Origin of the sequence: Bacillus stercoris (genome assembly GCF_029772985.1) — a bacterium.
GTDB classification, from domain to species: domain Bacteria; phylum Bacillota; class Bacilli; order Bacillales; family Bacillaceae; genus Bacillus; species Bacillus stercoris.
Genome location: NZ_CP121861.1, coordinates 95,001 through 112,500, shown reverse-complemented (window position 1 = coordinate 112,500; position 17,500 = coordinate 95,001). Strand labels below are relative to the sequence as shown.

16 protein-coding genes, 3 tRNA genes, 2 rRNA genes, 1 other RNA gene and 1 other annotated feature (2 of these 23 only partly in view) are annotated in these 17,500 nt (G+C 43.3%); of the genes, 17 read left to right on the top strand and 5 right to left on the bottom strand.

What is annotated here, in order from left to right:
* On the bottom strand, window positions 1-740 hold the 5' portion of the coding sequence (locus QA442_RS00625) for a YaaC family protein (RefSeq protein WP_095432809.1). It extends 208 nt beyond the left edge of the window; the window shows 740 of its 948 coding nt (coding positions 1-740); the start codon lies at window positions 738-740; its stop codon lies off the left edge, out of view.
* Window positions 741-860: 120 nt separating this feature from the next.
* On the opposite strand from QA442_RS00625, the gene guaB reads away from it, so the two are divergent.
* From guaB to QA442_RS00595, 6 genes are all read left to right on the top strand, one after another.
* A complete protein-coding gene (guaB, locus tag QA442_RS00620) occupies window positions 861-2,327 on the top strand; it encodes an IMP dehydrogenase (protein ID WP_003226803.1) in 1,467 nt (488 codons plus the stop codon).
* 152 nt (window positions 2,328-2,479) lie between these two features.
* Entirely contained in the window at window positions 2,480-3,811 is a 1,332-nt protein-coding gene (gene dacA, locus QA442_RS00615) for a D-alanyl-D-alanine carboxypeptidase (RefSeq protein ID WP_040081107.1), read from the top strand.
* Window positions 3,812-4,007: 196 nt separating this feature from the next.
* Window positions 4,008-4,892 carry a pyridoxal 5'-phosphate synthase lyase subunit PdxS gene (pdxS, locus tag QA442_RS00610; protein WP_003247145.1) on the top strand — a complete coding sequence of 295 codons (885 nt, stop codon included), beginning with the start codon at window positions 4,008-4,010 and terminating at the stop codon, window positions 4,890-4,892.
* A 21-nt stretch (window positions 4,893-4,913) separates the two neighbouring features.
* On the top strand, window positions 4,914-5,504 hold the full coding sequence (gene pdxT, locus QA442_RS00605) for a pyridoxal 5'-phosphate synthase glutaminase subunit PdxT (protein ID WP_095432808.1): 591 nt from the start codon (window positions 4,914-4,916) through the stop codon (window positions 5,502-5,504).
* Window positions 5,505-5,556: 52 nt separating this feature from the next.
* Window positions 5,557-5,769 (top strand) — a binding site (T-box leader).
* 54 nt (window positions 5,770-5,823) lie between these two features.
* Complete coding sequence (gene serS / locus QA442_RS00600; RefSeq protein WP_014662462.1) at window positions 5,824-7,101, top strand: serine--tRNA ligase; 1,278 nt, start codon at window positions 5,824-5,826, stop codon at window positions 7,099-7,101.
* A 134-nt stretch (window positions 7,102-7,235) separates the two neighbouring features.
* Window positions 7,236-7,328: transfer RNA gene (locus QA442_RS00595), tRNA-Ser, on the top strand.
* A gap of 111 nt (window positions 7,329-7,439) precedes the next feature.
* Here the strand turns inward: QA442_RS00595 and dck are convergent.
* From dck to QA442_RS00575, 4 genes are all read right to left on the bottom strand, one after another.
* Window positions 7,440-8,093 (bottom strand): deoxyadenosine/deoxycytidine kinase, encoded by a 654-nt coding sequence (gene dck / locus QA442_RS00590; protein WP_003226792.1) that lies wholly within the window; start codon window positions 8,091-8,093, stop codon window positions 7,440-7,442.
* Window positions 8,090-8,713, bottom strand: coding sequence for a deoxyguanosine kinase (gene dgk, locus QA442_RS00585; protein WP_040081101.1), 624 nt, complete (start codon window positions 8,711-8,713; stop codon window positions 8,090-8,092). The genes dck and dgk overlap by 4 nt, the downstream gene beginning before the upstream one ends.
* Before the next feature lie 98 nt (window positions 8,714-8,811).
* Window positions 8,812-10,101, bottom strand: coding sequence for a glycoside hydrolase family 18 protein (locus QA442_RS00580; RefSeq protein WP_095432807.1), 1,290 nt, complete (start codon window positions 10,099-10,101; stop codon window positions 8,812-8,814).
* Window positions 10,102-10,164: 63 nt separating this feature from the next.
* Entirely contained in the window at window positions 10,165-10,710 is a 546-nt protein-coding gene (locus QA442_RS00575) for a cysteine hydrolase family protein (RefSeq protein WP_040081099.1), read from the bottom strand.
* Between the two features lie 85 nt (window positions 10,711-10,795).
* Here QA442_RS00575 and tadA point away from each other — a divergent pair, with 85 nt between their 5' ends.
* From tadA to QA442_RS00520, 11 genes are all read left to right on the top strand, one after another.
* Complete coding sequence (tadA, locus tag QA442_RS00570; RefSeq protein WP_014662466.1) at window positions 10,796-11,281, top strand: tRNA adenosine(34) deaminase TadA; 486 nt, start codon at window positions 10,796-10,798, stop codon at window positions 11,279-11,281.
* 82 nt (window positions 11,282-11,363) lie between these two features.
* Window positions 11,364-11,628, top strand: an RNA gene (gene ffs, locus QA442_RS00565) — signal recognition particle sRNA large type.
* A gap of 129 nt (window positions 11,629-11,757) precedes the next feature.
* Window positions 11,758-13,449 (top strand): DNA polymerase III subunit gamma/tau, encoded by a 1,692-nt coding sequence (dnaX, locus tag QA442_RS00560; protein ID WP_095432806.1) that lies wholly within the window; start codon window positions 11,758-11,760, stop codon window positions 13,447-13,449.
* Between the two features lie 23 nt (window positions 13,450-13,472).
* On the top strand, window positions 13,473-13,796 hold the full coding sequence (locus tag QA442_RS00555) for a YbaB/EbfC family nucleoid-associated protein (protein WP_003225427.1): 324 nt from the start codon (window positions 13,473-13,475) through the stop codon (window positions 13,794-13,796).
* Between the two features lie 14 nt (window positions 13,797-13,810).
* Entirely contained in the window at window positions 13,811-14,407 is a 597-nt protein-coding gene (gene recR / locus QA442_RS00550; RefSeq protein WP_003225425.1) for a recombination protein RecR, read from the top strand.
* 17 nt (window positions 14,408-14,424) lie between these two features.
* On the top strand, window positions 14,425-14,649 hold the full coding sequence (locus tag QA442_RS00545) for a YaaL family protein (protein WP_014112283.1): 225 nt from the start codon (window positions 14,425-14,427) through the stop codon (window positions 14,647-14,649).
* 66 nt (window positions 14,650-14,715) lie between these two features.
* Entirely contained in the window at window positions 14,716-14,979 is a 264-nt protein-coding gene (bofA, locus tag QA442_RS00540) for a sigma-K factor-processing regulator BofA (protein WP_095432805.1), read from the top strand.
* 244 nt (window positions 14,980-15,223) lie between these two features.
* Window positions 15,224-16,772 (top strand): 16S ribosomal RNA (locus QA442_RS00535).
* Window positions 16,773-16,874: 102 nt separating this feature from the next.
* Window positions 16,875-16,951 (top strand) — tRNA-Ile (locus QA442_RS00530).
* An 11-nt stretch (window positions 16,952-16,962) separates the two neighbouring features.
* Window positions 16,963-17,038, top strand: a tRNA-Ala gene (locus tag QA442_RS00525).
* Between the two features lie 81 nt (window positions 17,039-17,119).
* A 23S ribosomal RNA gene (locus tag QA442_RS00520) occupies window positions 17,120-17,500 on the top strand (it continues 2,547 nt past the right edge of the window).
* The 16S and 23S rRNA genes sit together here with 2 tRNA genes alongside, the layout of an rRNA operon.

The following is a 17,500-nucleotide window of genomic DNA, read 5'->3' as shown; positions in this document are numbered from 1 at the left end:
TGAGAAGGGATGTAATATTGGTTCTTTTCCATGTCAAACAATAAGCTGGTCGACGTCCATGGCTCCTTGTCTTGCGGTGAAATTTCAAACAGCAGCCCGTGTTCACTTTTCTTTGCGAAAGACCATTGAAAATGATGGGACATATATTCAGCAAACCTTGAATCAGACATTTTATAATCGATGACTACTTCCTCTGGTACAAAAATTTTGTTCTTATCCTTCTCAACTTTTGTCATAAAACGTTCTTTCTGCTGAAAGTAGAAAATATCACTTAGTTCTGGAACCCCCATTAACAATTTTTTCATGGTATACCGTTCATCTACTATATCTGATTGTCCGAATAAATGTTTCATAAAATGTATGCATAGGCCATTTCGTTGTATTTTCACTTCATCATCGCTAAAACAATAATTTTGTTTCTTTCGTTTTCTTGTTGTTACGCCATGTGCCAGTACTGATGTATGGCTTGGATAATGAGGATCACGTGTAATTAAGCATGCTTTGATAAGCTGTGCCATTCCATAAAATAAAAGAATCGGTTTGATTTCTAAGGGAGAATATGCGGCTTGTTTATAAAACGATTCGGCATGCTTTAAGAAATAAATAAACCGTTCACTGTTTTTAAAAGAGTTTTTTTTCGCATCATCAATACCGTTTGAGACATAAACCTTTTCTAGAAATTTCTGGGTTGATTCAACGGAGTAAAATAGCGCTAAGTCTTTCCACTCATGATATGTCATGTGTATTTCTTAATCCTTTCCGTTATCTAAATATTTCAACTCTTTCTCGCTTCCTTGACATGCTCTTGGCTAGTTGATAATCTACATATAATATTTTGCCGAAAAGAGGGGGATTTACTAATGTGGGAAAGTAAATTTTCAAAAGAAGGCTTAACGTTCGACGATGTGCTGCTTGTGCCAGCAAAATCTGAGGTGCTTCCGCGTGATGTGGATTTATCTGTAGAACTTACAAAAACGTTAAAGCTAAATATTCCTGTCATCAGCGCAGGTATGGACACTGTAACAGAATCAGCAATGGCAATTGCAATGGCAAGACAGGGCGGCTTGGGCATCATTCACAAAAATATGTCCATTGAACAGCAGGCTGAACAAGTTGATAAAGTAAAGCGTTCTGAGCGCGGCGTTATCACAAATCCCTTCTTTTTAACTCCTGATCACCAAGTATTTGATGCGGAGCATTTGATGGGGAAATACAGAATTTCCGGTGTTCCGATTGTAAATAACGAAGAAGACCAGAAGCTTGTTGGAATTATTACAAACCGTGACCTTCGCTTTATTTCTGACTACTCAATGAAAATCAGTGATGTCATGACAAAAGAAGAGCTTGTTACTGCATCTGTAGGAACTACTCTGGATGAAGCTGAAAAGATTTTGCAGAAACATAAAATTGAAAAGCTTCCTCTCGTAGATGACCAGAACAAATTAAAAGGTCTTATCACCATTAAAGATATTGAAAAAGTCATTGAGTTCCCGAACTCATCTAAAGACATTCACGGCCGTCTGATCGTTGGTGCGGCAGTTGGCGTAACTGGTGATACAATGACTCGCGTCAAAAAGCTTGTTGAAGCCAATGTGGATGTGATTGTTATCGATACAGCTCACGGACATTCTCAAGGCGTTTTAAACACAGTCACAAAAATCCGTGAAACGTATCCTGAATTAAATATTATCGCTGGTAACGTGGCAACCGCTGAAGCAACAAGAGCGCTTATCGAAGCTGGAGCAGACGTTGTCAAAGTTGGAATCGGACCTGGTTCAATTTGTACTACACGTGTTGTAGCTGGTGTCGGTGTTCCGCAAATTACAGCAATTTATGATTGTGCGACTGAAGCAAGAAAACACGGCAAAACAATCATCGCTGACGGCGGAATTAAATTCTCTGGCGATATCACTAAAGCGTTGGCAGCCGGCGGACATGCCGTTATGCTCGGAAGCTTGCTTGCAGGCACATCGGAAAGCCCTGGTGAAACTGAAATCTACCAAGGCAGAAGATTTAAGGTATACCGCGGCATGGGATCAGTTGCTGCAATGGAAAAAGGAAGTAAAGATCGTTACTTCCAAGAAGAAAACAAAAAATTTGTTCCTGAAGGAATTGAAGGACGCACACCTTACAAAGGACCAGTTGAAGAAACTGTTTATCAGCTAGTTGGAGGCCTTCGTTCCGGTATGGGATATTGCGGATCTAAAGATCTTCGTGCGCTAAGAGAAGAAGCTCAGTTCATTCGCATGACTGGAGCAGGACTTCGCGAAAGCCATCCGCATGACGTACAGATTACAAAAGAATCACCTAACTATACAATTTCATAATAAATTGTTACAAATTAAAAACATTTGACAGGGTCTCTGACTCTGTCTATTTTTTTTATACTGATTATGATAAAATTTATACTGTTGTGCATTGAAAATGTCCTTAACGGCTTAATTATAGATGAAGAAAATGAAATACGGAGGTCGTACGATTGAACATCAAGAAATGTAAACAGCTACTGATGTCATTGGTTGTGTTAACCCTAGCTGTCACGTGTCTGGCTCCAATGTCAAAAGCAAAAGCAGCCAGCGATCCAATTGATATCAATGCATCTGCTGCTATTATGATCGAAGCTTCTTCAGGTAAAATTCTGTACAGTAAAAATGCAGATAAGAGACTGCCAATTGCGAGTATGACAAAAATGATGACAGAATATCTGTTATTAGAAGCAATTGATCAAGGTAAAGTGAAATGGGACCAAACCTATACGCCTGATGACTATGTGTATGAAATTTCCCAAGATAACAGCTTATCAAACGTTCCTCTTCGGAAAGACGGGAAATACACAGTAAAAGAATTATATCAAGCTACAGCAATTTATTCTGCAAATGCTGCTGCTATTGCGATTGCAGAAATCGTTGCCGGTTCTGAAACTAAGTTTGTTGAAAAAATGAATGCAAAAGCAAAAGAACTAGGCTTAACAGATTACAAATTTGTTAATGCAACAGGTCTTGAGAATAAAGACCTTCACGGGCATCAGCCTGAGGGGACAAGCGTAAATGAAGAGAGTGAAGTTTCTGCAAAGGATATGGCGATTCTTGCGGATCACTTAATTACTGACTACCCTGAGATTCTGGAGACTTCCAGTATCGCCAAAACGAAATTCAGAGAAGGCACCGATGATGAAATGGACATGCCGAACTGGAACTTTATGCTGAAGGGGCTTGTCAGCGAGTATAAAAAAGCGACTGTAGACGGACTGAAAACAGGTTCTACTGACTCTGCAGGTTCATGCTTTACAGGAACAGCTGAACGCAACGGTATGCGTGTCATCACTGTTGTATTAAACGCAAAGGGCAACCTTCATACAGGCCGTTTCGATGAAACGAAAAAAATGTTTGATTATGCTTTCGACAATTTCTCCATGAAAGAAATTTATGCTAAAGGCGATCAAGTAAAAGGCCATAAAACAATTTCAGTTGATAAGGGTAAAGAGAAAGAAGTAGGCATTGTGACAAACAAGGCGTTCTCTCTTCCTGTCAAAAATGGTGAAGAAAAGAATTACAAAGCGAAGGTCACATTGAATAAAGACAACTTAACTGCTCCTGTGAAAAAAGGAACCAAGGTTGGGAAGCTGACTGCGGAATACACAGGAGATGAAAAGGATTACGGATTCCTTAACAGCGATCTGGCTGGCGTAGACCTTGTGACAAAAGAAAATGTAGAAAAAGCAAACTGGTTTGTTCTGACAATGCGCAGTATCGGCGGATTTTTCGCTGGTATTTGGGGAAGTATTGTTGATACGGTAACCGGCTGGTTTTAATCAATTGAAAGAGCTCTGATGGATGTTAGGGCTCTTTCGCTTAATATACTGAAAAAACCCAATTTTTAATAAAAAATGATTTTCAAAGCGCCAAAAACCGAATAAAATAATATATATCCATATGAAATATTGGATTTCTAGGATACAATAAGGATTAGAAATCATATAACTATACCTTGATTAGGGGGACCAAGAAATGGCTCAAACAGGTACTGAACGTGTAAAACGCGGAATGGCAGAAATGCAAAAAGGCGGCGTCATCATGGACGTCATTAATGCGGAACAAGCGAAAATTGCTGAAGAGGCTGGAGCTGTCGCTGTAATGGCGCTAGAACGTGTGCCGGCTGATATTCGTGCGGCTGGAGGAGTTGCCCGTATGGCTGACCCTACAATCGTGGAAGAAGTAATGAATGCAGTATCTATCCCGGTAATGGCAAAAGCGCGTATCGGACATATTGTTGAAGCGCGTGTGCTTGAAGCTATGGGTGTTGACTATATTGATGAAAGTGAAGTTCTGACTCCGGCTGACGAAGAATTTCATTTAAATAAAAATGAATACACAGTTCCTTTTGTTTGTGGTTGCCGTGATCTTGGTGAAGCAACACGCCGTATTGCGGAAGGCGCTTCTATGCTTCGTACTAAAGGTGAGCCTGGAACGGGTAATATTGTTGAGGCTGTTCGCCATATGCGCAAAGTGAACGCTCAAGTACGCAAAGTAGTTGCGATGAGTGAGGATGAACTCATGACAGAAGCGAAAAACTTAGGTGCTCCTTACGAGCTTCTTCTTCAAATAAAAAAAGACGGCAAGCTTCCTGTCGTTAACTTTGCCGCTGGCGGCGTTGCAACTCCAGCTGATGCTGCTCTCATGATGCAGCTTGGTGCTGATGGAGTATTTGTTGGTTCTGGTATTTTCAAATCAGATAACCCTGCTAAATTTGCGAAAGCAATTGTGGAAGCAACAACTCACTTCACTGATTACAAATTGATCGCTGAGCTGTCAAAAGAGCTTGGTACTGCAATGAAAGGGATTGAAATCTCAAACTTACTTCCAGAACAGCGTATGCAAGAACGCGGCTGGTAAGAATATAGGAGTGCTGCTGACATGTTAACAATAGGTGTACTAGGACTTCAAGGAGCAGTTAGAGAGCACATCCATGCGATTGAAGCATGCGGAGCCGCTGGTCTTGTCGTAAAACGTCCGGAGCAGCTGAACGAAATTGACGGGTTGATTTTGCCGGGCGGTGAGAGCACGACGATGCGCCGTTTGATCGATACGTATCAATTCATGGACCCGCTTCGTGAATTCGCTGCTCAGGGTAAGCCGATGTTTGGAACATGTGCCGGATTAATTATATTAGCAAAAGAAATTGCTGGTTCAGATAATCCTCATTTAGGCCTTTTGAACGTGGTTGTAGAACGCAATTCATTTGGCCGGCAGGTTGACAGCTTTGAAGCGGATTTAACAATTAAAGGCTTGGATGAGCCTTTTACTGGGGTATTCATCCGTGCGCCGCATATTTTAGAAGCTGGTGAAAATGTTGAAGTTATATCGGAGCATAATGGTCGTATTGTAGCCGCGAAACAGGGGCAATTCCTTGGTTGCTCATTCCATCCGGAACTGACGGAAGATCACCGAGTGACACAACTGTTTGTTCAAATGGTTGAGGAATACAAACAGAAGGCACTTGTATAAAACAGTTGAAAGCTGTGGAAACTTATAGTACATTATAAGCACAAATAAAGATCGAAAAGCGTTGATAGGAACTAGTAGGGAGCCTCTCTTTCTAAGAGAGCCGATGGTTGGTGCGAATCGGTGAAAGATGCTGTCTGAATCCATCCTTGAGCGAAATGCTGAAACAAGTAGGCATTTACGGGATAACCGTTATGTGTGAAAGTGGAAAACGAGTCATTGATTTGTTTTCAATCAGGGTGGCAACGCGAGAGCTCTCGTCCCTTTATGGGGATGAGGGCTCTTTTTATTTTCGACAAATCAATAAAAAGGAGTGTTTCGCATGCTTGATACGAAAATGCTGAGAGCAAATTTTCAAGAGATTAAAGCGAAGCTTGTTCACAAAGGCGAAGACTTAACTGATTTTGATAAGTTTGAGGCGTTAGATGACAGACGAAGAGAGCTTATCGGCAAGGTTGAAGAGTTAAAAGGAAAACGGAATGAAGTGTCTCAGCAGGTTGCTGTGCTGAAACGTGAGAAAAAAGACGCGGACCACATTATTAAAGAAATGCGTGAAGTCGGCGAAGAAATTAAAAAACTTGATGAAGAATTAAGAACAGTGGAAGCTGAGCTTGATACAATTCTTCTTTCCATCCCGAATATCCCGCATGAGTCTGTACCTGTCGGTGAAACAGAAGATGACAACATAGAAGTGCGTAAATGGGGTGAAAAACCTTCATTTGCTTACGAGCCAAAGCCGCACTGGGATATTGCGGATGAGCTGGGTATTCTGGATTTCGAACGTGCTGCCAAAGTAACAGGAAGCCGTTTCGTGTTCTATAAAGGGTTAGGTGCTCGTCTGGAGCGCGCGCTTTATAACTTTATGCTTGATCTCCATGTGGATGAGTATAACTATACTGAAGTGATCCCGCCATATATGGTTAACCGTGCGAGCATGACGGGAACGGGGCAGCTTCCTAAATTTGAAGAGGATGCATTTAAAATCAGGGAGGAAGATTACTTCTTAATTCCGACTGCAGAGGTACCGATTACAAACATGCATCGCGATGAAATCCTTTCAGGTGACAGCCTGCCGATCAATTACGCGGCATTCAGTGCTTGCTTCCGTTCTGAAGCTGGTTCAGCAGGACGTGACACACGCGGATTAATTCGTCAGCACCAATTTAATAAAGTTGAGCTTGTGAAGTTTGTGAAGCCTGAAGATTCTTATGAGGAATTAGAGAAGCTTACAAACCAAGCAGAACGGGTTCTTCAGCTGCTTGAGCTTCCATACCGTGTCATGAGCATGTGTACGGGTGACTTGGGCTTTACGGCTGCGAAAAAATACGATATCGAAGTTTGGATTCCGAGCCAAGACACATATCGAGAAATCTCTTCTTGCAGTAACTTCGAAGCGTTCCAGGCAAGACGTGCGAACATTCGTTTTAGACGTGAAGCGAAAGGCAAGCCTGAGCATGTACACACACTGAACGGTTCAGGACTGGCGGTTGGAAGAACAGTTGCCGCTATCTTAGAAAATTATCAGCAGGAAGACGGAAGCGTTGTGATTCCGAAGGTGCTTCGTCCTTATATGGGGAATAGAGAAGTAATGAAACCATAAATGAATTAAAGGCGTGCCTAACAAGGTGCGCCTTTTTGCTTATAAAAACACGACATTTTCATAAAAACAAAAAAAGTTTTTAAAAATGCTTGACCACATGAGAACATACATGATATAGTAAGTCTTGTCGATACGGAGGAATACCCAAGTCCGGCTGAAGGGATCGGTCTTGAAAACCGACAGGGGTGTCAAAGCCCGCGGGGGTTCGAATCCCTCTTCCTCCGCCATATTGATTTTAATTCTAATGAAACACAAGCATATATTGGAGATTGTTTTGTCCGTTGCATTCGGTGCGACGGATTTTTTATTATACTGAAAAAGTGAATCTCGACTGAGATTCACTTTTTTTGATTATCATGAATAACTGAAGCAATTTGATCTACAATATTTTCAATCGAGTTTTCGTCGTTCAGCAGATCATAATCTTCAATGCGAAGTTTTAAAACAGGGCAGGCGTTAAAACCGCTTATCCAGTTTTCATAGCGTGTATGCATTTCTTCCCAATAAGATCGGCTAGTCTGAAGCTCCATCTCACGGCCGCGTTGCTCAATCCGGTTTAAAATATTCTCCAGATCTCCTTCTAAATAGATCAACACATCTGGGTGCGGGAAATACGGTGTCATTACCATTGCTTCGAAAAGGCTTGTGTAAGTCTTATAATCAACCTTTGACATTGTCCCTTTATCAGCATGCATTTTTGCGAAAATCCCTGTATCTTCATAAATCGAACGATCCTGTACAAATCCTCCGCCGGCTTCAAAAATCGTTTTCTGCTCTTTGAAGCGTTCAGCTAAGAAATAAATTTGAAGGTGAAAGCTCCAACGTTCAAAATCATGATAGAACTTTTCCAAGTATGGATTATGATCAACTTCCTCCAAAGATGTTTTAAATCCAAGCCGTTTAGCTAAAGTTTTGGTTAAAGTCGATTTTCCGACACCTACTGTTCCTGCTACTGTAATAATTGAATTCTTAGGAATATGATGTTCCTTCATACGATAAGCTCCTTTACATGGGCGGCAATGCGTTCAAAGTCGCTCTTATTTAAAACGAAATCCTTTGAATCGCCATCTACGGTTAACACTGTAAGGTCAGGATCTGCTTCCTGCAGCTGCTTGATGGCGACTTCATAATCTGAAATCAACTGCTCCAAATAGCTTGTTTCAATTTTTTTCTCAAAGGGACGCCCGCGTTTTTCAATGCGGTGTAGCAATGTAGGCAGACTGGCCTTTATGTAAATGATGAAATTCGGCTTTGGCAGATCATCCGTTAGTAGGTGATAGATCTTTTTGTACTTTTCCAGCTGATGTTGAGACAGGGTGCGTTCCGCAAAAATCACATTTTTATAAATATGATAATCAGCTATCACAGGCTGTCCCTTTTTTAAAAAGTGATCACTGGTGTCTTCAAGCTGTTTGTATCTGTGACAAAGAAAAAACATCTCGAGCTGGAAGCTCCATTCCTCTATATTGTCATAAAACTTATCAAGGTACGGGTTATCCTCTACAATCTCATTGATCATAGGGAATCCGAACTCTTGTGAGAGCATCGTTGCGAGGGTTGTTTTTCCTGCCCCGATAGGACCTTCTATTGCAATAAAAGGGGCTGTATTCATCGGAATCCTCCTTATATCTGAAAAACGTGCGTCAGTTACCGACCTTCATATTGTATCACAACCCTTGGGTGCCCCCATGAAAAAAAGACGTTTCCAATTTATCGAAACGTCAATTTGACAACATTAAATTGATCAGACAGCAGCAGCCAGTTTTGTGGGAAGGAAAGACCCAGCTTCCAATAGCTGATGCCTCTTAAATTCAGTTCTTTAATCAGATTGAATTTTGCTTGGATTGAGCGGGCATCCTCGAACCATACCTCGTGCCTTCTGTTTTGTGCATCAGTATAGCGGAAGAAAGGAGCTTGAGCGGTTTCGTCATACTGAATGGAAGCATTGTTCTGATCAGCTATGACAATAGCTTGCTGAGGGCTTACTGCTCTTGCCGGAGTTCCCCCTGCTTTATATGGCAGCGTCCAGTCATATCCATATAAATTCTGGCCCATGACGATTTTGTTCGCTGGCATTTCAGTCAAAGCATATTCTATGACATCCCGGACAGGGCCAATTGGAGAAACTGCTTGAGCCGGCCCGCCGCTATAGCCCCATTCATATGTCATGAGAACAACAAAGTCGACAATTTGGCCATGTGCCCTGTAATCATGAGCTTCATACCATCTGCCCTGCTGTGTTGCACTTGTTTTAGGAGCTAGAGCCGTGGAAATGCCTAAGCCCTCTCGATGGAAAAGATCCCTCGCTTCGCGCAGAAATTGATTATAGGCTTCTCTATCCTCGGGCCGCAAATATTCAAAGTCGAAATGAATGTCACGGAAGCCATACCTTCTGGCGTTCTCGACTATTTCATTTAGAAGCCTTCTTTTTACAGTTTCGTCGTTCAAAAGGATCCGTCCGAGCTCATCGCTAAATGCCTGGTTTTCTAAGTTCGTTATAATCATCATCAATGTTGTATTTTGACTTTCTGTAATGCTCCTTAAATTCGTTAAAGGCGGTGCGACTAATGTTCCGTTACGCTGTGCCTGGAAACTGAATGCACCCAAGTACGTTAAGTAGGGCGACGCTTCTCTGGCAGCCTGCTGGAGATTTTCGCTGACTTGATTTCCGCGTGGCTCCAAATAAGCATTTGATTCGATATCCCGTTTAGGAGCTGGAGGGATGTATAAACGGAAACCAATCTGAAGCACGGTATTTAATTGGATGCGGTTAATCCTGGCGAGCTCGGCTGCTGTTGTATTGAACTGTCGGGCGATGGATGTTAGGGTATCACCTCGCTTCACATCATAGAACTGGCCGGCAATTGGAATAACGATGGTTTGTCCGACAACAAGGCTGTCGGGATTCGGTATTTCATTCGTTTCTGCGATCTCACTTACGGTTGTTCTGTGTTGTGAAGCGATAGCAGAAAGAGTGTCGCCTTGTTTTACTACATAAATTTGAATGAAAAACGCCTCCTTTCATATCGCTATCAATGTATGAAAGAAAAGCGCTGATCATGTTTATTTTTCTGTAATTTGTTTTTCCGTCGTAATTTCTGCGAAAAGAACATTCTCCATCATAGTTAAGGCGAATTCATTATCCTCGTCACTGTTTGAGGCGATGCAGTCCTTAGGAATTGTGATGCTGTATTCCCTCATGTAAGCGTCATTAGCGGTAAACAGCACACATATATTGCCGGCTATACCTGTTATGATGATTTGTCTCACCTGCAATTCAGTCAGAAGAGTATGAAGTGCAGTTTCGTAAAAAGCGGAATGTTTAGGTTTGATTAAAAAATAATCAGCATCTTCCGGAGCTATCTTTGTGATGATATCCTTGCTTTTTTCATTTGTACATTCTTGCTGAATATTTTTAATATCAGCTTGCCATAGTCCATAATGATCATTGATGTAAATAATCGGCCAGTCATTTTGTCTCGCGTGCTCCTTTAATGATAAAATATGAGGAACGATTTTTTCTGTTTTTTTAGCAAGGGTTTCTCCCATATCGAATTCAAAATTATTGATCATGTCTACAATGAGAAGGGCTGTGTCTGCTTTGGACAATCGACAGTCTCCTTTCCGTTTCAGTTATAGTTAATATGTAGCCTTTTTAGGCAATGAAAAAACTTTGAAAAGAGAGCTTATTCTAATGACACAAGATGAACTTTATATGAAAGAAGCAATTAAAGAAGCGAAAAAGGCTGGAGAGAAAGGTGAAGTGCCAATAGGCGCGGTGCTTGTCGTTAATGATGAAATTATAGCGCGTGCACATAATTTAAGAGAGACGGAGCAGCGATCGATCGCTCATGCAGAAATGCTCGTGATTGATGAAGCGTGTAAGGCATTGGGAACATGGCGGCTGGAAGGGGCGACTCTTTATGTGACGCTCGAGCCTTGTCCGATGTGTGCTGGTGCCGTTGTGCTTTCACGAGTGGAAAAAGTGGTATTTGGCGCATTCGATCCGAAAGGAGGTTGTTCAGGTACGTTAATGAATCTTCTTCAGGAGGAACGCTTTAATCATCAGGCTGAAGTGGTGAGCGGTGTGCTTGAGGAAGAATGCGGCGGAATGCTCAGTGCGTTTTTCAGAGAACTAAGAAAAAAGAAGAAAGCTGCCAGGAAAAACTTGTCTGAATAGTACGGTTGCAATTTTTAGGGGAAACAGATATACTTAAGTGTGCATCGTAATAGATGCAACATAAAATTTGATATTTATTTTGCCGTGCTAAGCGGGGAGGTAGCGGTGCCCTGTACCCGCAATCCGCTCTAGCGGGGCCGAATCCCTTCTCGAGGTTCGTTTACTTTAAGGCCTGCCTTAAGTAAGTGGTGTTGACGCTTGGGTCCTGCGCAATGGGAATTCATGAACCATGTCAGGTCCGGAAGGAAGCAGCATTAAGTGAAACCTCTCATGTGCCGCAGGGTTGCCTGGGCCGAGCTAACTGCTTAAGTAACGCTTAGGGTAGCGAATCGACAGAAGGTGCACGGTAAATCAATCATCAAATTTTCAGACTCACCTAAGATTAGGTGAGTCTTTTGTTATGTAAAAAGAGCTTTTGGAATCGAAACAAGGTTCATGTATAATGGGAATGATGAATAACGGAGGAGGGCAAACCCGTGAGTTACCAAGCTTTATATCGAGTATTCAGGCCTCAGCGCTTTGAAGATGTGGTCGGACAAGAACACATTACAAAAACGCTGCAAAATGCCCTTTTGCAAAAAAAGTTTTCTCACGCCTATCTGTTTTCCGGGCCTAGAGGAACCGGAAAAACCAGTGCAGCCAAAATATTTGCCAAGGCTGTTAACTGTGAACATGCTCCTGTTGATGAGCCATGCAACGAATGTACGGCCTGTAAAGGGATAACAAACGGGTCAATATCCGATGTCATAGAAATTGACGCCGCATCTAATAACGGTGTTGATGAGATTCGTGATATTCGCGATAAAGTGAAGTTTGCCCCATCGGCTGTCACGTATAAGGTATATATCATAGATGAGGTGCATATGCTTTCTATCGGCGCCTTTAATGCATTACTAAAAACATTAGAAGAGCCGCCGGAGCATTGTATTTTCATTCTAGCAACAACTGAACCGCACAAAATCCCTTTAACCATTATCTCCAGATGTCAGCGTTTTGACTTTAAACGAATTACCTCCCAAGCGATTGTAGGGCGCATGAATAAAATTGTTGATGCCGAACAGCTGCAAGTGGAGGAAGGATCGCTGGATATTATTGCGAGTGCTGCGGACGGAGGGATGAGGGATGCCCTGAGCCTTCTTGATCAGGCCGTATCATTCAGCGGTGATGTCCTGAAAGTCGAGGATGCGCTTTTGATTACGGGTGCTGTTTCTCAATTGTATATCGGGAAGCTTGCGCAATCCTTGCATGATAAAAATGTTTCTGACGCACTGGAAACATTAAATGAATTGCTACAGCAAGGGAAAGATCCAGCTAAGCTGATAGAAGATATGATTTTCTATTTCAGGGATATGCTGCTGTATAAAACAGCTCCTGGCTTAGAGGGAGTGCTTGAAAAAGTAAAAGTCGATGAAACGTTCCGGGGACTAAGTGAACAAATTCCGGCTCAGGCCATATATGAAATGATTGATATTCTGAACAAGAGCCATCAGGAAATGAAATGGACAAATCATCCGCGTATCTTTTTCGAAGTGGCCGTGGTGAAGATTTGCCAAACCTCACATCAATCTGCTGCTGACCTCCCGGAAGTGGACATGCTGATGAAAAAAATTCAGCAACTTGAACAGGAAGTAGAGCGGCTTAAAACAACGGGCATAAAAGCGGCTGCGGAAAGCCCCAAAAAAGAAACGCCGCGTGTGCCAAAGGGCGGGAAATCCAATTACAAAGCGCCAGTAGGCAGAATCCATGAGATTTTGAAAGAAGCCACAAGACCTGACCTTGATCTGCTTAGAAACAGCTGGGGCAAGCTTCTTGCACATCTCAAACAGCAAAACAAAGTATCACATGCCGCTTTGCTGAATGACAGTGAACCTGTGGCTGCCGCCTCCGCGGCATTTGTCCTGAAATTCAAATATGAAATTCATTGTAAAATGGTCGCTGAGGATAACAACGGAGTCCGAACTAATCTTGAGCAGATTTTAGAATCGATGCTCGGAAAAAGAATGGATTTGATTGGCGTTCCAGAAGCACAATGGGGTAAAATAAGAGAAGAATTTTTAGAAGATCATCAGCAGGAAAATGAAGGATCAAATGAACCGGCTGAAGAAGACCCGCTTATTGCCGAAGCGAAAAAGCTTGTCGGAGCGGATTTAATTGAAATAAAAGACTAACAAAATGAAAGAGAGTGAATGCTATGCGTGGCGGAATGGGTAATATGCAAAAAATGATGAAACAAATGCAAAAAATGCAAAAGGACATGGCGAAGGCTCAAGAAGAGCTTGCAGAAAAGGTTGTTGAAGGAACTGCAGGCGGCGGTATGGTAACAGTAAAAGCAAACGGCCAAAAAGAAATCCTGGATGTTATCATCAAAGAAGAAGTCGTTGATCCGGAAGATATTGATATGCTTCAAGATTTAGTGCTTGCTGCAACGAATGAAGCTTTGAAAAAAGTTGACGAAATCACAAACGAAACAATGGGTCAATTTACAAAAGGAATGAACATGCCAGGTTTATTCTAGGGGGATAAAAGAACATGCAATATCCTGAACCAATATCAAAGCTGATAGACAGCTTTATGAAATTGCCAGGGATCGGACCGAAAACAGCGGTTCGTCTGGCTTTTTTTGTTCTAGGTATGAAAGAAGATGTGGTATTAGATTTTGCGAAAGCATTAGTAAATGCGAAACGCAATCTGACATATTGTTCAGTTTGCGGGCATATTACAGATCAGGACCCTTGCTATATATGTGAAGATACGCGCAGGGATAAATCTGTTATCTGTGTTGTGCAAGACCCTAAGGATGTTATCGCTATGGAGAAAATGAAGGAATACAATGGACAGTATCACGTTCTTCACGGCGCTATTTCTCCAATGGACGGCATCGGACCGGAGGATATTAAAATACCAGAATTGTTAAAACGATTACAGGATGATCAAGTGACTGAAGTGATTCTCGCGACAAACCCTAATATAGAAGGGGAAGCAACGGCGATGTATATATCAAGGCTCCTCAAGCCGTCTGGTATTAAGCTCTCCCGTATTGCCCACGGACTGCCCGTCGGCGGTGATTTGGAATATGCTGATGAGGTCACTCTTTCTAAAGCACTTGAAGGAAGACGTGAATTGTAAGGAGGAAAAAGCGATCCATGGGTTTTCTTCGCAAGAAAACATTGAGAAGAGAGTTTGATGAAAAACTAATCGAGCAGCTTTTTAAGCAAAAGGAAGAGTGGAACAGGCAGAAGAAGCTGGTCGAAAAAAGCTTAGAACCGTCTGCTGAAGTGTTATACGAACTGAAAGTAGCTGAAGCGAAGTATTTTTTTTACTTAAGGGAAGCGAAGCAGCGAAATTTAAAAATCAGCCGGTGGAAGTAAGTGGTCTAAACTCCTGGATCTTCTCATAAGCTTGTACTAGAACAAGCGAAGGAGATGAGAAGATTCATGGAGCCTATTTTTATTGTTGGAATTATTTTAGGACTGGTTATTCTTCTTTTTTTATCAGGTTCAGCTGCAAAGCCTTTAAAGTGGATTGGCATCACAGCTGTTAAATTTGTGGCAGGTGCTTTGCTGCTGGTTTGTGTAAATATGTTTGGCGGCAGTCTTGGCATTCATGTGCCGATTAATCTGGTTACAACAGCTATCAGCGGAATTTTAGGAATACCCGGAATAGCTGCGTTAGTCGTCATTAAGCAATTTATCATTTAATTGATATTATGTATTGACTTAGACAACTGAAGGTGTTATTCTAATATACGTCGCTGATGACGAACAGCTTTTTTGAAAAGAAAATGCTAAAAAGTTGTTGACAGTAGCGGCGGTAAATGTTATGATAATAAAGTCGCTTAAACGAGCGGTAAACAAAGTTCTTTGAAAACTAAACAAGACAAAACGTACCTGTTAATTCATTTTTATAAATCGCACAGCAATGTGCGTAGTCAGTCAAACTACTTTATCGGAGAGTTTGATCCTGGCTCAGGACGAACGCTGGCGGCGTGCCTAATACATGCAAGTCGAGCGGACAGATGGGAGCTTGCTCCCTGATGTTAGCGGCGGACGGGTGAGTAACACGTGGGTAACCTGCCTGTAAGACTGGGATAACTCCGGGAAACCGGGGCTAATACCGGATGGTTGTTTGAACCGCATGGTTCAAACATAAAAGGTGGCTTCGGCTACCACTTACAGATGGACCCGCGGCGCATTAGCTAGTTGGTGAGGTAACGGCTCACCAAGGCGACGATGCGTAGCCGACCTGAGAGGGTGATCGGCCACACTGGGACTGAGACACGGCCCAGACTCCTACGGGAGGCAGCAGTAGGGAATCTTCCGCAATGGACGAAAGTCTGACGGAGCAACGCCGCGTGAGTGATGAAGGTTTTCGGATCGTAAAGCTCTGTTGTTAGGGAAGAACAAGTACCGTTCGAATAGGGCGGTACCTTGACGGTACCTAACCAGAAAGCCACGGCTAACTACGTGCCAGCAGCCGCGGTAATACGTAGGTGGCAAGCGTTGTCCGGAATTATTGGGCGTAAAGGGCTCGCAGGCGGTTTCTTAAGTCTGATGTGAAAGCCCCCGGCTCAACCGGGGAGGGTCATTGGAAACTGGGGAACTTGAGTGCAGAAGAGGAGAGTGGAATTCCACGTGTAGCGGTGAAATGCGTAGAGATGTGGAGGAACACCAGTGGCGAAGGCGACTCTCTGGTCTGTAACTGACGCTGAGGAGCGAAAGCGTGGGGAGCGAACAGGATTAGATACCCTGGTAGTCCACGCCGTAAACGATGAGTGCTAAGTGTTAGGGGTTTCCGCCCCTTAGTGCTGCAGCTAACGCATTAAGCACTCCGCCTGGGGAGTACGGTCGCAAGACTGAAACTCAAAGGAATTGACGGGGGCCCGCACAAGCGGTGGAGCATGTGGTTTAATTCGAAGCAACGCGAAGAACCTTACCAGGTCTTGACATCCTCTGACAATCCTAGAGATAGGACGTCCCCTTCGGGGGCAGAGTGACAGGTGGTGCATGGTTGTCGTCAGCTCGTGTCGTGAGATGTTGGGTTAAGTCCCGCAACGAGCGCAACCCTTGATCTTAGTTGCCAGCATTCAGTTGGGCACTCTAAGGTGACTGCTTATGACAAACCGGAGGAAGGTGGGGATGACGTCAAATCATCATGCCCCTTATGACCTGGGCTACACACGTGCTACAATGGACAGAACAAAGGGCAGCGAAACCGCGAGGTTAAGCCAATCCCACAAATCTGTTCTCAGTTCGGATCGCAGTCTGCAACTCGACTGCGTGAAGCTGGAATCGCTAGTAATCGCGGATCAGCATGCCGCGGTGAATACGTTCCCGGGCCTTGTACACACCGCCCGTCACACCACGAGAGTTTGTAACACCCGAAGTCGGTGAGGTAACCTTTTAGGAGCCAGCCGCCGAAGGTGGGACAGATGATTGGGGTGAAGTCGTAACAAGGTAGCCGTATCGGAAGGTGCGGCTGGATCACCTCCTTTCTAAGGATATTATACGGAATATAAGACCTTGGGTCTTATAAACAGAACGTTCCCTGTCTTGTTTAGTTTTGAAGGAACTTTGTTCCTTAAATAAGTTAAGATGGGCCTGTAGCTCAGCTGGTTAGAGCGCACGCCTGATAAGCGTGAGGTCGGTGGTTCGAGTCCACTCAGGCCCACCATCTTATATAATGGGGCCTTAGCTCAGCTGGGAGAGCGCCTGCTTTGCACGCAGGAGGTCAGCGGTTCGATCCCGCTAGGCTCCACCAACGTGTTCTTTGAAAACTAGATAACAGTAGACATCACATTCAATTAGTAATACAAGATATCACATAGTGATTCTTTTTAACGGTTAAGTTAGAAAGGGCGCACGGTGGATGCCTTGGCACTAGGAGCCGATGAAGGACGGGACGAACACCGATATGCTTCGGGGAGCTGTAAGCAAGCTTTGATCCGGAGATTTCCGAATGGGGAAACCCACCACTCGTAATGGAGTGGTATCCATATCTGAATTCATAGGATATGAGAAGGCAGACCCGGGGAACTGAAACATCTAAGTACCCGGAGGAAGAGAAAGCAAATGCGATTCCCTGAGTAGCGGCGAGCGAAACGGGATTAGCCCAAACCAAGAGGCTTGCCTCTTGGGGTTGTAGGACACTCTGTACGGAGTTACAAAGGAACGAGGTAGATGAAGAGGTCTGGAAAGGCCCGCCATAGGAGGTAACAGCCCT

Bases quoted from the DNA above. Each gene is read 5' to 3' on its own strand.
- guaB (WP_003226803.1), top strand. From the start codon at position 861: ATGTGGGAAAGTAAATTTTCAAAAGAAGGCTTAACGTTCGACGATGTG.
- pdxS (WP_003247145.1), top strand. From the start codon at position 4,008: ATGGCTCAAACAGGTACTGAACGTGTAAAACGCGGAATGGCAGAAATG.
- pdxT (WP_095432808.1), top strand. From the start codon at position 4,914: ATGTTAACAATAGGTGTACTAGGACTTCAAGGAGCAGTTAGAGAGCAC.
- serS (WP_014662462.1), top strand. From the start codon at position 5,824: ATGCTTGATACGAAAATGCTGAGAGCAAATTTTCAAGAGATTAAAGCG.
- dck (WP_003226792.1), bottom strand. From the start codon at position 8,093: ATGAAGGAACATCATATTCCTAAGAATTCAATTATTACAGTAGCAGGA.
- dgk (WP_040081101.1), bottom strand. From the start codon at position 8,713: ATGAATACAGCCCCTTTTATTGCAATAGAAGGTCCTATCGGGGCAGGA.
- tadA (WP_014662466.1), top strand. From the start codon at position 10,796: ATGACACAAGATGAACTTTATATGAAAGAAGCAATTAAAGAAGCGAAA.
- QA442_RS00555 (WP_003225427.1), top strand. From the start codon at position 13,473: ATGCGTGGCGGAATGGGTAATATGCAAAAAATGATGAAACAAATGCAA.
- recR (WP_003225425.1), top strand. From the start codon at position 13,811: ATGCAATATCCTGAACCAATATCAAAGCTGATAGACAGCTTTATGAAA.
- QA442_RS00545 (WP_014112283.1), top strand. From the start codon at position 14,425: ATGGGTTTTCTTCGCAAGAAAACATTGAGAAGAGAGTTTGATGAAAAA.
- bofA (WP_095432805.1), top strand. From the start codon at position 14,716: ATGGAGCCTATTTTTATTGTTGGAATTATTTTAGGACTGGTTATTCTT.